This window comes from Bradyrhizobium barranii subsp. barranii (genome assembly GCF_017565645.3).
Taxonomy (GTDB): domain Bacteria; phylum Pseudomonadota; class Alphaproteobacteria; order Rhizobiales; family Xanthobacteraceae; genus Bradyrhizobium; species Bradyrhizobium barranii.
Window position 1 is genome coordinate 6,992,961 of the sequence record NZ_CP086136.1, and the last position, 16,499, is coordinate 7,009,459.

A 16,499-nucleotide genomic window follows, 5' to 3' on the forward strand; every position below is an offset into this window, starting at 1 on the left:
GCAAAGGCGCGAAGCGCCGTGCCCATCACTCTCAGCTCCGTTGAGCGACATGGTGGGCACGCTTCCGCCTCCGCTCTTCGAGCTACGGCGGACAAGTCGCTTTGCCCTACCTACTTCTAATCACGCAACACATCCGTCGCCGCACCTTCGGCCTGCACCAATCCGCATTCTCCTGCACGCCCGCGGCCGCGCTTGCGACGGTTTACCTTGCGTCAAGCACGCCCGGCAATCGATGGCTGTCTTAAAAGGCTTGTTAGGAGCGGTCATCGTTGTTGGCGCCCGGAATACGGGGACGCTTTGCAATGCAATCGGACGAGGGACTCTACAGTGCGCCACGCTGGCGCCTGACACGCTGGCTCGCCGAGCCGGGGCTAGGTGTTCCCGACGACATCCGCGCCGCGCTCATTGTCCAGCTCTATGGATCGCTGCCGGTTTTTGCTGCCGGCGCCGTCAACACCATTGCCGTCGCCGCCGTGATCGCTGGCCGCAAGCAGACTGCACCATTCATTGTCTGGCTGGTCATGGAGATCGCGATCTGCCTGGCCCGCCTCGCCGTGCTCGTCAGCGCGCATCGCAGGGCGCGTGCCCACCGCCCGACGCCGACCGACCTTCATCTCCTGCTCGCGGTCGCCTGGAGCGCCAGCGTTGGATTTGGCGTCGTTGCCAGCCTGGCCAGCGGGGACTGGGTCGTCGCCATGCTGGCCTCGCTCTCGGCGGCGGCGATGGTCGGCGGCATCTGCTTCCGCAATTTCGGCGCGCCGCGGCTGGCCGGGACCATGATCCTGCTGAGCCTCGGTCCCATCATCCCTGGCGCTGCGTTCGCCGGCGAGCCGCTGTTCTACATCGTCTACCTCCAGGTGCCGATGTATCTGGCCGCGATGACGGCCGCCGCCTTCCGCCTCAATCGGATGCTGATCACCACCATGCGCGCCGAACGCGAGAACAGCCATCGCGCGCATCATGATGCACTCACGGGGCTGCTCAATCGCGCGGGCTTCGTCGAGGCACTCAGCGCCAGACTTGGAGCCCACGCCGAACGACGGTTCGCTGTGATGTTCTTCGATCTCGACGACTTCAAACCGGTCAACGACACGTTCGGACATGCGGCGGGCGACGAGGTGCTGAAAGCGGTGGCCGGGCGCGTGCGCCGGGCGCTGCCGGACGGCGCGGTGGTCGCCCGGATGGGCGGTGACGAGTTCGTCGTGCTCGTCGACGGCGTCACGGCCGAAATGGCCCAAGAGGCGGGATACCGCCTCATCAGCGAGGTTGCCGTCTCCTATGAGCTCGGCGGCGAGGTGCGCGCCGGTGTCGGCGCCAGCGTCGGCATTGCGATGTCGCCGGATCATGGCGCCGAAGTCGAGGAATTGCTCGCGGTCGCCGATGCAGCACTTTACGAGGCGAAGTCAGGCGGCAAATCGCGTTGCTGCCTGGCCTCGGTCGAGACCAACCTCGCCGCGTTACGTCGCCTCCAGCAGAGCGGCCCGAAAACCCCGGTCGCAAGCGCCGCCTGACGCAGTACGACTAACCCACCCCACAAACGCGATCTCGTAGGGTGGACAAAGGCGCGTAGCGCCGTGCCCACGACTTCTGTCTTGGCTTTGTCGAGCGACATGTTGAGCACGCTTCCGCCTCCGCTCTTCGAGCTACGGCGGACAAGTCGCTTTGCCTACCCTACGAGACCTACGCGCTTGGCTCGATCATCCCCTGCAGCCGCACCAGCTCCGCCTCGAGATCGCGCTCCACGTCCGCTGCCCGGATCTCCAGCACGCGATAGTCGCGCGCCTCCAGCCACGTCCGCCGGCCCGCACGATCAGCCGCGATGGTCTCGCCCTCGCCCGGGTTGACCAGCTCGATCGCGACCCGGTGTGGGAACGAGACGAAATCGGGAATGTGCCGGCCGACCGGGGTCTGGCGCTTGAACCCTCCTGCGAAGCGGCGGTCGCGGGTCAGGGCCTGCCAGAGCAGGCGCTCGGCATCGGTCGGGTTGCGGCGGAGCAGGCGGGCGAGGCCGCGCACGGTCGATCCGCTGTCGGGCACGCCGCCGCCCTGGCCGTGCTCGGCCAGCAGCGCGCGCAGACGCGTGGCCTGCTCGCCGTCGAGCACGCCGCCCTTGGCCGGGCCCTTGCGCCCTTCCGCGATCGCCATCACCACACCATGCAGGGTGTGCATGTCCTGCTTGGTCGGCTCCATCCGGCTGAAGATGTTGCGCAGGTTGACCAGCATGGTGTCGCGCTTCTCGGCCGGGCGCAGGAATTCGACCCGGTCGAGCTCGCGGATGAGGTTGTCGAAGAAGGCCTGCATCTGGTGCTGCGAGGCGCGCTCGGAGCGCTCGGGCATGCTGTGCGGCAGTTCGCCTGACGTTGCCCGCTTGAACCATTCATAGCCGACCAGCAGCACGGCCTGGGCGAGGTTGAGCGAGGCAAAGCCCGGATTGACCGGGAAGGTGATGATGCGATTCGAGAGCCCGACCTCCTCGTTGGTCAGCCCCCAGCGCTCGCGGCCGAACAGGATGCCGGCCTTGCCCCCGGTCGCGACGTGACCCGAGATCTCGGCCGCAGCTGCCTCCGGCCCGACCACCGGCTTGGCCTGGTCATGGGGACGCGCGGTGGTGGCGAACAGCAGGTCGAGATCTGCGACCGCCTCGCCGACCGTGTCGAACAATTCGACCTTTTCCAGAATATAGTCGGCGCCGGCCGCGGCGCGCTGGGCGGCGATGTTGGGCCAGCCGTCGCGGGGATTGACGATGCGCAATCGGCTGAGCGCAAAATTGCCCATGGCGCGCGCGGCCATGCCGATGTTTTCGCCAAGCTGCGGCTCGACCAGGATCACGATGGGACCGTCGAGGGAAAGGCCCGCCTTGGTCTTGTCAGTCCCCGACATCTCGCTTCGCTTTCACACTGGTTCTCAAGGCCTTGGCAAGGCGCTCTTCAGGAGTTGATTCAAAGCCGGCCCAAGGGGGCGGCTGCCCGTTCGCTTGTCGTTTGCCTGTCCTGACGAAATTCTCAAGGGAAATAACGGGTTGGATTCGACTTTTGAATCTCTTCTGAAGCCTGAGGCCCGCCCCCTGCGGCAGGGCCCGCCCGCCCCGCATCTGGGCAAGCTGGATGAGCTAAAAGTGCATAATCCCTTGGCTTTCGCCCGCTGCAGTCAGGTGCTATGAGGCGGCGGATATTCCCGTTCGCGCCCCCGGGCGCCCGTTCCCAAGAGGCTTCTCCGATCATGGCAAAAATCAAGGTGTCCAACCCCGTCGTCGAACTCGATGGCGACGAGATGACCCGGATCATCTGGCAGTACATCAAGGACAAGCTGATCAACCCGTACCTCGATGTCGAGCTGCTGTATTTCGACCTGGGCATGGAGTACCGCGACGAGACCAACGATCAGGTCACCATCGACGCCGCCGAGGCGATCAAGAAGGTCGGCGTCGGCGTCAAGTGCGCCACCATCACCCCGGACGAGGCCCGGGTGAAGGAGTTCAACCTCAAGCAGATGTGGAAGTCGCCGAACGGCACCATCCGCAACATCCTCGGCGGGGTGATCTTCCGCGAGCCGATCATCTGCAAGAACGTGCCGCGCCTGGTTCCCGGCTGGACCAAGCCGATCATCATCGGCCGCCACGCCTATGGCGACCAGTACCGCGCCACCGACATCAAGTTCCCGGGCAAGGGCACGCTGTCGATGAAGTTCGTCGGCGAGGACGGCACCGTCATCGAGAAGGAAGTGTTCAAGGCGCCCGGCGCCGGTGTCGCCATGGAGATGTACAATCTCGACGACTCCATCATCGACTTCGCCCGCGCCTCGCTGAACTACGGCCTGCTGCGCAACTACCCGGTCTACCTCTCGACCAAGAACACCATCCTCAAGGTCTATGACGGCCGCTTCAAGGACATCTTCCAGGACATCTACGACCGCGAATTCAAGAAGGAATTCGAGGCCAGGGGCCTGACCTACGAGCACCGCCTGATCGACGACATGGTGGCCTCGGCGCTGAAATGGTCCGGCGGCTATGTCTGGGCCTGTAAGAACTACGACGGCGACGTGCAGTCCGACACGGTCGCGCAGGGCTACGGCTCGCTCGGCCTGATGACCTCGGTGCTGCTCACCCCCGACGGCAAGACCGTGGAAGCCGAAGCCGCCCACGGCACGGTGACCCGCCACTACCGCGAGCACCAGAAGGGCAAGGAGACCTCGACCAACTCGATCGCGTCGATCTTCGCCTGGACCCGTGGCCTCGCCCACCGCGCCAAGCTCGACAACAATGCCGAGCTCGCCAAGTTCGCGAGCACGCTGGAGAAGGTCTGCGTCGACACCGTCGAGGAAGGCTACATGACCAAGGACCTCGCGCTCCTGGTCGGCGCCGACCAGCGCTGGCTCTCGACCACCGGCTTCCTCGACAAGGTTGCCGAGAATCTCACGAAAGCGTTGGCGTAAGCCCGCGCATTATTTTCGTCTGATCGGGGTTAGACATCATTATGGGCCGCGCCGAGGCGCGGCCCATTTTTTGAGCCCCCTCGCGCGGAGATGCGACCATGTCGATCAAGCTTGCCGTCCCCTGCCTGATGCTGCTGGCCGCCATGGCCGGACCCGCCGCAGCCGCGGAGCCGCTCCCCGACGCCATCGCCGCCCCCGGCGAGACCGTCGTGCTCAGCGTCCATGCCGAAGGCGCGCAGGTCTATGACTGCAAGGCAGCCGCCGACGGCAAGCTTGCCTGGGCCTTCCGCGAGCCGGTGGCGACGCTGCTCGCCGAGGGCAAGACCGTCGGCCGCCACTATGCCGGCCCGAACTGGGAACTCGCCGACGGCAGCGCCGTGGCCGGCAAGGCCATCGGCAACGCGCCGGGCGCAACCGCCGCCGATATCCCCTGGCTCAAGCTGGAGGTCGCCTCCCGCCGCGGCAGCGGCATCCTGACGCCGGTCACCACCGTCCAGCGCATCAACACCCACGGCGGCAAGCTCGACGGCGCATGCGACACGGCCGGCGAATTCAAAAGCGCGCCCTACTCGGCCGACTACATTTTCCTGAAGAAGGGATGACCGCCTAGCGGTCGGTGTCGTCGCGCTCCGCCCGCGCCAATTCTGCCGCCGCAAGATCGCCGGTCTCCTCGAGCCGTGCCTTCGCGGTCTGATGGACGTGGGCGCCGAGCGTCGGCATGCGCTCGATCAGCGCGTGAAAATCCTGGGCGTCGAGCACGAGCAGCCGCGTCTTGCGCGTCGCCGTCACCGTGCCGCTGCGCTTGGTCTTATGTAGCAGCGCGATCTCGCCGAAGAAGGTGCCGTCGGTGAGGCGCACCTGCTGGCTCGGCAGCGCGATCTCGACCTCGCCGGCAGTGATGAAATACATCGACGAGGCGGTATCGCCACGGCGCACCAATATTTCGCCCTGCTCGATGGTGCGGGCCCGGAGCAACCGCATGATGTCGGCGATCTCCGCGGCCGAAAGATGCGAGAACAGCGGCACCCGCGCCAGCATGCCCCAGGTCACCACGAAATCGCGCCGCCTCACCTCCTCGGCGAAGGCGGTCGAGATGATCGCGACCGGCAGCGCGATCATGGCAAAGCCTGAGATGATCGCGAACACCGAGATGAATTTACCGAGCGGCGTCACCGGCACGACGTCGCCATAGCCGACGGTGCCGAGCGTCACGATTGCCCACCACATCGCGTCCGGAATGGTGCCGAGCTTGCTGGGCTGCACATCACGCTCGATGGCGTAGAGCAGCGAGGCGAAGGTCAGTACCACACCGATCAGGATGACGATGCAGCCAATCAGCGCACGCCGCTCGGCATGGATGGCCGCGAGCAGCGAGCGCATCGCCGGCGAATAACGGATCAGCTTGAAGAACGGCAGCACGCCGAGCCCAGCCAGCGTCGCGTGCCGGCCGGTGGCCAGCACGATCGCGGCCGGCAGGAACGCCATGAGGTCGATGATGCCGAGCGCGGAGAAGGCATAAGAGAGCCGGTCGGACAGCGCGGAGCCGTTGCGCTGGGTGTGCCCCGCAACGGTCCACAGCCGCGCCAGATATTCGAGCGCGAACACGATGACGGCGAGGACGGCGACCGCGCTGAACAGCGTGTCGAACCGCGCGTCGAGCTCCGGCACCGAGGCGAGGATCATCGCGACCACGTCGAGCACGATGACGCTGATGATCACCTGGATGAAGCGCGACCCGATCGAGTAGGCGAGCGGATCGTGCTCCAGCAATTCGTACAGGCGATCCCTTAGGTTGGGATCGGCCGAGCCACGTCCTCGCGGAACGAGGCGCATGGCCGTTTATGCGCCTGCCATCGCTTTTTCGATCGCCGCGAGCGCCTCGGGCGCTTTGGCGCCATCGGGACCGCCAGCCTGCGCCATGTCGGGCCGGCCGCCGCCGCCCTTGCCGCCGAGCGCCTCGGAGGCGACGCGCACCAGGTTCACGGCATTGAAGCGCGCGGTGAGATCGGCGGTGACGCCGACCACGATCCCGGCCTTGCCGTCTTCGGTGACGCCGACGATGGCGACCACGCCGGAGCCGATCTGCTTCTTGCCGTCGTCCGCAAGGCTCTTGAGATCCTTCATCTCGATGCCCTCGACCGCGCGCGCCATCAGCTTGACGTCGCCGATTTCGCGCACGCCTGCGGCTGCGCCGTTCCCGACGGATGTACCACCGCCCATCGCGAGCTTCTTGCGGGCGTCGGAGACCTCGCGCTCGAGCTTCTTGCGCTCCTCCATCAGCGCTGCGATGCGCGCCGGGACGTCGTCGATCGAGGTGCGCAGCTCGTTGGCCGCGGTCTTCGCCAGCGCCATGGTCTCGTTGGCGTGCCTGCGCGCATAATTGCCGGTCAGCGCCTCGATGCGGCGCACGCCGGAGGCCACCGCGCTCTCGCCGGTCAGCGTGATCAGGCCGATGTCGCCGGTGCGCTTGACGTGCGTGCCGCCGCAGAGCTCGACCGACCAGCCGAGCGCGTTGGCGCCGCGCTCCCGCGCGGTCCTGCCCATCGAGACGACGCGGACCTCGTCGCCGTATTTCTCGCCGAACAGGGCGCGCGCCCCGGCCTCGCGGGCCTCGTCCACGCCCATGACGCGGGTGGTGACCTCGTCGTTCTCCAGCACCACGTCGTTGGCGATGTCCTCGACGCGGGCGAGTTCTTCCGCCGTGATCGGCTTCGGATGCACGAAGTCGAAGCGCAGGCGATCCGGCGCGACCATCGAGCCGCGCTGGGCGATGTGATCGCCGAGCACCTGGCGCAGCGCCTCGTGGATGAGATGCGTCGCCGAATGGTGCGCGCGGATCGAGGAACGCCTGCCGTGATCGACCTCGAGCTGCAGCGCAGTGCCGAGCTTCAGCTCGCCGCTCTCCACGGTGCCGACGTGAACGAAGAAATCGCCGAGCTTCTTCTGCGTGTCGGTGACGCGGAACTTGATGCCGCCCTCGCCGGTCAGCACGCCGGTGTCGCCGACCTGACCGCCGGACTCCGCATAGAACGGCGTCTGGTTCAGCACGATCGCACCAGTGTCTCCGGCCTTGAGGCTTGTGGCTTCCTTGCCGTCCTTGACCAGCGCGGTCACCACGCCCTCGGCGGTCTCGGTCTCGTAGCCCAGGAATTCGGTGGCCCCGAGCTTCTCGCGCAGCGGGAACCAGATCGCTTCGGACGCCGCCTCGCCCGAACCCTTCCAGGACTCGCGCGCCTTGGCCTTCTGGCGCTCCATCGCGTCGGTGAAGGAGGCCTGGTCGACGCCGATGCCGCGCGACTTCAGCGCGTCCTGCGTCAGATCCAGCGGGAAGCCGTAGGTGTCGTACAGCGTGAAGGCGACGTCGCCGTCGAACATGTCGCCCTTTTTCAGCGACGCGCTCTTCTCGTCGAGGATGGCAAGGCCGCGCACCAGCGTCTTGCGGAAGCGGGTCTCTTCCAGCCGCAGCGTTTCCTCGATCAGGTTTTCAGCGCGCATCAGGTCGGGATAGGCTTGGCCCATCTCGCGCACCAGCGCCCAGACCAGGCGATGCATCAACGGCTCCTTGGCGCCGAGCAACTGCGCATGGCGCATCGCGCGGCGCATGATCCGGCGCAGCACATAGCCGCGGCCCTCGTTCGAGGGCAGCACGCCATCCGCGACCAGGAAGGCGGAGGAGCGCAGATGGTCGGCGATGACGCGGAACGAGGCGACGGTCTGCTCGTTCGGCCCGCTGCCGAGCGCGGACGCGGTCGCATCGATCAGATGGCGGAACAGGTCGGTCTCGAACACGCTGTCGACGCCCTGCATGATGCAGGCCATGCGCTCCAGCCCCATGCCGGTGTCGATCGAGGGACGCGGCAGATCCACGCGCTCCTCCTTCGTCACCTGCTCGTACTGCATGAACACGAGATTCCAGAATTCGAGGAAGCGGTCGCCGTCCTCTTCCGGCGAGCCCGGAGGTCCGCCCCAGATGTGCTCGCCGCGGTCGATGAAGATCTCCGAGCACGGGCCGCACGGCCCGGTGTCGCCCATCGCCCAGAAATTGTCCGAGGTCGGGATACGGATGATGCGGTCGTCGGAGAAGCCGGCGATCTTCTTCCACAGGCCGGCCGCCTCGTCGTCGGTGTGGTAGACGGTGACGAGCAGCTTGTCCTTTTTCAGCCCGAACTCCCGGGTGATCAGGGTCCAGGCCAGCTCGATCGCGCGCTCCTTGAAATAGTCGCCGAACGAGAAGTTGCCGAGCATCTCGAAGAAGGTGAGATGGCGCGCGGTGTAGCCGACATTGTCGAGGTCGTTGTGCTTGCCGCCGGCGCGCACGCATTTCTGCGACGTGGTGGCGCGCTGATAGGGCCGCTTCTCGACGCCGGTGAAGACGTTCTTGAACTGCACCATGCCGGCATTGGTGAACATCAACGTCGGATCGTTGCGCGGCACCAATGGCGAGGACGACACGATCTCGTGGCCGTTCTCGGCAAAGAAGTTCAGAAAGGTCGACCTGATCTCGTTGACGCCGCTCATGTTCATCCAATCGGGTGTGCTTGGACCCGCGATACGCCATCCAAACCGGGCATTTGGGCTGATATCTGCGGGTCAAAGCGCTTTTAGACAAGGCCAGCTGCGCTGTCCAGAAACTGTGCAAGGAGATCAGTGAGTTGCCGCAGGCGCGCAATCCCGTTTGCAATCCCGTTGAAAGCCGCCAGGTGCGCGTTGACAGGCTTGGCCGGGCTGTGGTCTGTACCCATCTGTATCGTACGGCCACGTCGGGAGAGACCGGCTTTGGTGCCGGCGCCGAAGGAGCAACCGCCCCGGAAACTCTCAGGCAAAAGGACCGCGTGGCTTTGACGACATCTGGAAAGAGGCGCCGACGGGCATAGCCCGGACGACGTCCGCCGACGGGATAATACTCTCAGGCACAGCGACAGATGGGGCTTCGACTGGTTGCTACCGGGGAATCGTCCCCGGGGAACCGCCGAGGGCCCCGTGATGCTTGCGCGCGACGACCAAGATTCCCTCAAACGTACGCCCCTTCATGGGCTTCATGTCTCCCTCGGCGGCAAGATGGTGCCGTTCGCGGGCTATGACATGCCCGTTCAGTACCCCGCGGGCGTCCTGAAAGAGCACCTCCATACCCGTTCCTCCGCCGGCCTGTTCGACGTCTCCCATATGGGCCAGCTCGCGCTTCGGCCGAAGTCGGGCAAGGTCGAGGACGCTGCCCGCGCGCTGGAACGGCTGGTGCCGCAGGATATCGTGGCGATTGCCCCGGGACGGCAGCGCTATGCCCAGTTCACCAATCCGGACGGCGGGATTCTCGACGATCTGATGGTCGCCAATTTCGGCGACCACCTGTTCCTGGTCGTCAACGCCGCCTGCAAGGAAGCGGACGAAGCGCATCTGCGCGCGCATCTCTCGGACGACTGCATCATCGATTCGCTTCAAGACCGCGCCCTGATCGCGCTGCAGGGCCCGAAGGCAGAAGCCGCGCTGGCGAAATTGTGTGCAGAGGCCCCCTCCATGAAGTTCATGGATGCCGGCCCGCACAAGGTCGCCGGTCTCGACTGCTTCGTCTCGCGCTCCGGCTACACCGGCGAGGACGGGTTCGAGATTTCGGTCCCCGCGGCCGATGCCGAGCGCCTCGCCAAAACGCTGCTGGACAATCCCGATGTGATGCCGATCGGCTTAGGGGCCCGCGACAGCCTGCGGCTGGAAGCCGGGCTCTGCCTCTACGGCCACGACATCGACACCGCCACCACGCCGGTCGAGGCCGCGCTGGAATGGTCGGTGCAGAAGAGCCGCCGCAGCGGCGGCGCGCGCACCGGCGGCTTTCCCGGCACTGATGCGATCCTCGCTCATTTCGATCACGGCGCAAGCCGCCGCCGCGTCGGCCTGCGCACGGAAGGCCGCGCGCCGGTGCGCGAGGGCGCGCTGCTGTTTGCGGATGACGCCGGCGGCGAGCCGATCGGAAAGGTCACCTCGGGCGGCTTCGGCCCGAGCCTGAATGCGCCGGTCGCGATGGGCTATGTGCCCACGGCATCGAGCGCGCTCGATACAAAACTCTTCGCCGAAGTGCGCGGCCAGCGGCTGCCGCTCACGGTCGCCGCCATGCCTTTCGTGAAAAACACCTACAAACGCTGAGGACTGAGAAAATGACCACGACGCTGTACACCTCCGACCACGAATGGCTGGCCATCGACGGCGATGTCGCCACCGTCGGCATCACCGACTACGCGCAGTCGCAGCTCGGCGACGTCGTATTCGTCGAGTTGCCGAAGGTCGGCCGCAGCCTGAAGAAGGCGGAAGCCGCCGCCGTCGTGGAATCGGTGAAGGCCGCCTCCGACGTCTACGCGCCTGTCACCGGCGAAGTGCTCGAGACCAACGACGCGCTCGCCGCCGAGCCGGCGCTGGTCAACTCGGACGCGCAAGGCAAGGCGTGGTTCTTCAAGATCAGAATGGCCGACAAGAGCGAGCTCGGCGGCCTCATGGATGAGGCCGCCTACAAGGCACATACGGCGTGAGATGAAGCGAACTCTGACCTCATATTCGGTGTCATCACCCGCCTTGTGCGCACTGCGCACTGGGGCGGGTGATCCAGTACGCCGCGGCTTCTCGGCTCAAGCCGTGACGCCTGCGTTTACTGGATGCCCCGCCTTCGCGGGGCATGACGGCGACAGCGAAATCTAAAGCGAGGACCCATGATGACCGCGCACCGCAAATCCAATGGCGACGCCGCCGCCACCTTCGTTCGCCGCCACATCGGCCCGTCGGCGCGCGACGTCACCGCCATGCTGGAGGCCGTCGGCGCCAAGAGCGTCGACGCCCTGATGGCGGAGACGCTGCCGGCCTCGATCCGGCAGACCGCTCCGCTCGATCTCGGCAAGCCCTTGAGCGAGACCGAGGCGATCGCGCACATGGCCGAGCTCGCGCGAGAGAACCAGGTCTTCACCTCGCTGATCGGCCAGGGCTATTCCGGCACGGTTTTGCCCGCGGTGATCCAGCGCAACATTTTGGAGAACCCGGCCTGGTACACGGCCTACACGCCCTATCAGCCCGAGATCAGCCAGGGCCGGCTGGAGGCGCTGCTCAACTTCCAGACCATGATCTGCGACCTCACCGGGCTCGACGTCGCCAACGCCTCGCTGCTCGACGAGGCGACCGCCGCGGCCGAAGCCATGGCGCTCGCGGAGCGCCACTCGCGGGTCGAAGCAAAAGCCTTCTTCGTCGACAAGGACGTGCATCCGCAGACGCTGGCGGTGATGCGCACCCGCGCCGAGCCGCTGGGCTGGCCCCTGATCGTCGGCGATCCCCTCGCCGATCTCGACAAATCAGACGTGCTCGGTGCGCTGCTGCAATATCCGGGCTCCTCGGGCGCCGTGCATGACCTCAGGCCCGCGATCGCGACGTTGAAGGCCAAGGGCGCGCTCGCGATCGTTGCCGCCGATCTCCTGGCTCTGACGCTGCTCGCCTCGCCCGGCGAGCTTGGCGCCGACATCGCGATCGGCTCGGCGCAACGTTTTGGCGTGCCGATGGGTTATGGCGGCCCGCACGCGGCCTATATGGCGGTGCGCGATGCGCTGAAGCGCTCGCTGCCCGGCCGCATCGTCGGCCTCTCCGTGGACTCGCGCGGGATGCCGGCCTATCGCCTCGCGCTGCAGACCCGCGAGCAGCACATCCGCCGCGAGAAGGCGACCTCCAACATCTGCACCGCGCAGGTGCTGCTCGCCGTGATCGCCTCGATGTACGCGGTCTATCACGGCCCCGAGGGGCTTGCGCAGATCGCGCGCAACGTGCATCGCCGCGCCGCCGTGCTCGCAGCGGGCCTACGCAAGCTCGGCTTTGCGCCGCAGTCGGATAGCTTCTTCGACACGCTCAGCGTGGACGCCGGTGCCAAGCGCGCCGAGATCGTCGCGCGCGCTACCGCCGAGAAGATCAACCTCGGTGTTGGCGAAACCGCGCTCCGCGTCGCGCTCGATGAGACCACGACGCCGGCGACCGTCGAGGCGGTCTGGCGCGCGTTCGGCGGCACGCTTGTTTACGCCGAGATCGACGCCACCACGCGCGAGGCGCTGCCGGAGGCGCTGAAGCGCACCACCGCCTTCCTCACCCATCCCGTGTTCCACGCGCATCGCTCGGAAACCGAGATGCTGCGCTACATGCGCAAGCTCAGCGATCGCGACCTCGCGCTCGACCGCGCCATGATCCCGCTCGGCTCCTGCACCATGAAGCTGAACGCGACCACCGAGATGATGCCGCTGACCTGGCCGGAGTTCGGGTCCTTGCACCCGTTCGCGCCGCGCGAGCAGGCAAAGGGCTATCACGCGCTGTTCGCGCGGCTGGAAAAATGGCTGTGCGACATCACCGGCTATGACGCGATCTCGCTGCAGCCGAATTCGGGCGCGCAAGGAGAGTATGCCGGGCTGCTCGCGATCCGCGGCTATCATGCCGCGCGCGGCGAGACGCACCGAAAAATCTGCCTGATCCCCTCCTCCGCCCACGGCACCAACCCGGCTTCGGCCGCGATGGTCGGCATGGACGTGGTGGTGGTCGCCTGCGAGAAGAACGGCGACGTCGACGTCAATGATCTCCGCGCCAAGGCCGAGAAGCACTCGAAAGATCTCGCCGCGGTCATGATCACCTATCCCTCGACGCATGGCGTGTTCGAGGAGCACATCCGCGAGATCTGCGACATCGTGCACGGCCATGGCGGCCAGGTCTATCTGGACGGCGCCAACCTCAACGCGCAGGTCGGCCTATCCCGACCCGGCGATTACGGCGCCGACGTCAGCCATCTCAACCTGCACAAGACCTTCTGCATCCCGCACGGTGGCGGCGGCCCCGGCATGGGCCCGATCGGCGTGAAGGCGCATCTCGCGCCGTTCCTGCCCGGTCACCCGGCGACGCAAGCCGAAGCTCCGGTCGGCCCGGTCTCGGCCGCGCCGTTCGGCTCGGCGTCGATCCTCACCATCTCCTACATCTACATTCTGATGATGGGCGGCGACGGCTTGAAGCGCGCAACCGAAATCGCGATCCTCAACGCCAACTACATTGCCGCGCGCCTCGATGCGCACTTCCCGGTGCTTTACAAGAACGCGAAGGGCCGCGTCGCACATGAGTGCATCGTCGATCCCCGCCCGCTGAAGACGACCTCGGGCGTCACCGTGGACGACATCGCAAAACGCCTGATCGATTACGGCTTCCATGCCCCGACCATGAGTTTTCCGGTGCCGGGCACGCTGATGATCGAGCCGACCGAGTCGGAATCGAAGGCGGAGCTGGACCGGTTCTGCGACGCCATGATCGCGATCCGGAAAGAAATCGCCGAGGTCGAGGCCGGCCGCTTCACGATCGAGGCCTCGCCTTTGCGTCACGCCCCGCACACCGTGCACGACATCGCGGACGACGATTGGAAGCGCGCCTACACCCGCGCCGAGGGCTGCTTCCCCGCAGGCACCTCGCGCACCGACAAATATTGGTGCCCGGTCGGGCGCGTCGACAACGTCTATGGCGACCGCAACCTGGTGTGCTCGTGCCCGCCGGTGAGCGACTACGCGGAAGCGGCGGAGTAAGGGATCGTAGCTTCGTAGGGTGGGCAAAGCGACTTGTCCGCCGTAGCTCGAAGAGCGAAGGCGGAAGCGTGGCCACCACCTTTGTGCGCGTTGGAATATGGTGGGCACGGCGCTTGCGCGCCTTTGCCCACCCTACGGCCCCGAACGCATATCTAGGGTGCAACCAGCGAATGGTTCTGTCGGTCCCAACGCCACAGCCGTTCGTTGGTCAGAAGCGTTCCGCCCCACCAGCGTCTGATCGGGTTTTGGCGGCAGAAATCCTCCCGGCCTTCAAGGACCGCTTCCCCAAATTCGGTGAGCGATAGCCGGCTTCGGCGAAAGGCGGCGTTGCGGCCTCGCGCATCGTGCGGGGCCAGCGTCGCGAGTTTCGGATCGAGACCCGTGATCACCGGCATTGGGCCGGACCCAAGCCCTTCGAGCAGCGGGCCCAATTCCCATTGATCGAACACGCGCGTTTGCAGCGGACCGTCCGGTTGAAACAGCTCCTTGGTACGGTTGTGCCCCCGCGCAATCAGGTCGAGAAGCCGTGCTTCCGTCGTACCTAGTCCGGTGATTGGTGATGGCAGTTCTGCCAGCAATTGTTCCATCGCAGGCTTCAGGAAGGGCAGCCTGGGGAAATCCCTGCCGAGCAATCCGAAACAGAGCTCCGGCGTTGGCGCCCGGTAGGCTTCCCAGGCCATGTTAGCGATCTCGAAGTCGCAGTCCGCGACCTCCAACTCCCGCACCATACGATCGCGAAGCGCCGTGCCGTCCGCTCCGCGCAGGTCGAAATTGACACGTCGCAATCTCAGACGATCGGTGATCGATGGATGGGACCGCAAATAATCGAGGATCCAGATCAGTTGCAACTGACTATTGGGCTCAGGGTCGAACCACAGCTCGATGAGATCGACGCCATAGGTCTCGCAAAACCAAATCAGGCCTGTCTCCTTGTGGGCGAGACCGGTCTGAGGCAACCGGCCAACAAGATCGGACCAACGCACCTCCGGATCGCCTCTGACATAGCCTCCCGTCAGGTATTGCTCGAGGTGATGCGAGGTAGGCAGTGGCCCCGAAACGAAGCGAAAGATGAACGGCACGACCATGTCGGCGCGATCCGCATGGGCAAGACCGACGCCGGACGAACTGGTCAGGATCACGCGTTTCATCGCGAACGCCCCCAAAACGAAACGGACACTGACGACGTCGGCAACTCAACGTCCTCAGCGCCCGCTCCTCGCGAAAATTTTTCGCGTTAGGTCTTACTCGTCCGCCGGCTCCTCGCCGTCGGCGTCGCGCTCGGGGATGCCGGCGAGAATCTGCTCGGCAATCAGGCCGGAGTTCTGGCGGATCGAGGTCTCGATCTTGGCGGTGATGTCAGGGTTGGCCTTCAAAAACGCTTTCGAGTTCTCGCGGCCCTGGCCGAGGCGCTGGCTGTCGTAGGAGAACCAGGCGCCGGACTTTTCGACGATGCCGGCCTTGACGCCGAGATCGAGGATCTCGCCCATCTTGGAGACGCCCTCGCCGTACATGATGTCGAATTCGACCTGCTTGAAGGGCGGCGCCAGCTTGTTCTTCACCACCTTGACGCGCGTGGTGTTGCCGACCACTTCGTCGCGCTCCTTGATCGCGCCGATGCGGCGGATGTCGAGACGGACGGAGGCATAGAATTTCAGCGCGTTGCCGCCGGTCGTGGTTTCCGGCGAGCCGTACATCACACCGATCTTCATGCGGATCTGGTTGATGAAGATCACCATGGTGTTGGATTTGTTGATGGAGGCCGTCAGCTTGCGCAGCGCCTGGCTCATCAGACGGGCCTGGAGACCCGGCAGCGCGTCGCCCATCTCGCCCTCGAGCTCGGCCTTCGGCACCAGAGCCGCGACCGAATCGACCACCAGCACGTCCACCGCACCCGAGCGCACCAGTGTGTCGCAGATCTCCAGCGCCTGCTCGCCCGTGTCCGGCTGCGAAATCAGGAGCTCGTCGATGTTGACGCCCAGCTTGCGCGCATAGACCGGGTCGAGCGCGTGCTCGGCGTCGATGAAGGCGCAGATTCCGCCCTTCTTCTGCGCTTCCGCCACCGTGTGCAGCGCCAGCGTGGTCTTGCCCGAGGATTCCGGCCCGTAGATTTCCACGACGCGCCCCTTCGGCAGACCACCGATCCCGAGCGCAATGTCGAGCCCGAGGGAACCCGAGGACACCGCCTCGACATCCATCGACCGGTCGTTCTTGCCGAGCTTCATCACCGAGCCCTTGCCGAACTGGCGCTCGATCTGGGAGAGCGCGGCGGCCAGAGCTTTACTCTTGTCCATGGAAGATCCTTCGACGATACGCAGGGCAGTGTTGGACATTGGGTCGTGCTCCTTATGGCGAGGATTCGCTAGAGGGACAAACGATTGGCGGGGCGGGCCGGCGATAAAAGTAATGCACCCTATTTGTTCCAAGTTCGCAATATGTTCTTTCGCGGATTTTGGCGCTGGCCTGTTTCCGGCGACATTGCCCTGGTTTGAAATGACACGTGGCCTGTTT

General features: G+C 65.7%; 11 protein-coding genes and 1 riboswitch. Of the genes, 6 read left to right on the top strand and 5 right to left on the bottom strand.

Annotated elements, in window-relative coordinates:
- The first annotated feature begins 302 nt into the window (after window positions 1-302).
- On the top strand, window positions 303-1,511 hold the full coding sequence (locus J4G43_RS34270) for a GGDEF domain-containing protein (protein ID WP_208087627.1): 1,209 nt from the start codon (window positions 303-305) through the stop codon (window positions 1,509-1,511).
- Window positions 1,512-1,680: 169 nt separating this feature from the next.
- Here the strand turns inward: J4G43_RS34270 and J4G43_RS34275 are convergent, their stop codons facing one another.
- On the bottom strand, window positions 1,681-2,880 hold the full coding sequence (locus J4G43_RS34275; protein WP_208087628.1) for a TrmJ/YjtD family RNA methyltransferase: 1,200 nt from the start codon (window positions 2,878-2,880) through the stop codon (window positions 1,681-1,683).
- Between the two features lie 339 nt (window positions 2,881-3,219).
- Here J4G43_RS34275 and J4G43_RS34280 point away from each other — a divergent pair, with 339 nt between their 5' ends.
- Window positions 3,220-4,431 (top strand): NADP-dependent isocitrate dehydrogenase, encoded by a 1,212-nt coding sequence (locus J4G43_RS34280; RefSeq protein WP_208087629.1) that lies wholly within the window; start codon window positions 3,220-3,222, stop codon window positions 4,429-4,431.
- A 98-nt stretch (window positions 4,432-4,529) separates the two neighbouring features.
- Entirely contained in the window at window positions 4,530-5,033 is a 504-nt protein-coding gene (locus J4G43_RS34285) for a DUF3455 domain-containing protein (protein ID WP_208087630.1), read from the top strand.
- A 4-nt stretch (window positions 5,034-5,037) separates the two neighbouring features.
- Here J4G43_RS34285 and J4G43_RS34290 read toward each other — a convergent pair whose 3' ends face one another.
- Window positions 5,038-6,264 (bottom strand): cyclic nucleotide-gated ion channel, encoded by a 1,227-nt coding sequence (locus J4G43_RS34290; RefSeq protein WP_208087631.1) that lies wholly within the window; start codon window positions 6,262-6,264, stop codon window positions 5,038-5,040.
- Between the two features lie 6 nt (window positions 6,265-6,270).
- The gene (gene alaS / locus J4G43_RS34295; RefSeq protein WP_208087632.1) at window positions 6,271-8,949 is read right to left on the bottom strand and encodes an alanine--tRNA ligase; all 2,679 of its coding nucleotides are present in this window, start codon (window positions 8,947-8,949) and stop codon (window positions 6,271-6,273) included.
- Window positions 8,950-9,182: 233 nt separating this feature from the next.
- Window positions 9,183-9,271, top strand: a riboswitch (glycine riboswitch).
- 143 nt (window positions 9,272-9,414) lie between these two features.
- Between alaS and gcvT the strand changes: the two genes are divergently transcribed.
- The 3 genes from gcvT to gcvP all read left to right on the top strand — a co-directional run bounded on the left by gcvT (window position 9,415) and on the right by gcvP (window position 13,991).
- Window positions 9,415-10,563 carry a glycine cleavage system aminomethyltransferase GcvT gene (gene gcvT / locus J4G43_RS34300; RefSeq protein ID WP_208087633.1) on the top strand — a complete coding sequence of 383 codons (1,149 nt, stop codon included), beginning with the start codon at window positions 9,415-9,417 and terminating at the stop codon, window positions 10,561-10,563.
- Between the two features lie 11 nt (window positions 10,564-10,574).
- On the top strand, window positions 10,575-10,943 hold the full coding sequence (gene gcvH / locus J4G43_RS34305; RefSeq protein WP_028158405.1) for a glycine cleavage system protein GcvH: 369 nt from the start codon (window positions 10,575-10,577) through the stop codon (window positions 10,941-10,943).
- Between the two features lie 180 nt (window positions 10,944-11,123).
- Entirely contained in the window at window positions 11,124-13,991 is a 2,868-nt protein-coding gene (gene gcvP, locus J4G43_RS34310) for an aminomethyl-transferring glycine dehydrogenase (protein ID WP_208089491.1), read from the top strand.
- 152 nt (window positions 13,992-14,143) lie between these two features.
- Here gcvP and J4G43_RS34315 read toward each other — a convergent pair whose 3' ends face one another.
- A complete protein-coding gene (locus J4G43_RS34315) occupies window positions 14,144-15,139 on the bottom strand; it encodes a hypothetical protein (protein ID WP_208087634.1) in 996 nt (331 codons plus the stop codon).
- Between the two features lie 93 nt (window positions 15,140-15,232).
- Complete coding sequence (recA, locus tag J4G43_RS34320) at window positions 15,233-16,321, bottom strand: recombinase RecA (RefSeq protein WP_208087635.1); 1,089 nt, start codon at window positions 16,319-16,321, stop codon at window positions 15,233-15,235.
- Window positions 16,322-16,499: the final 178 nt, after the last annotated feature.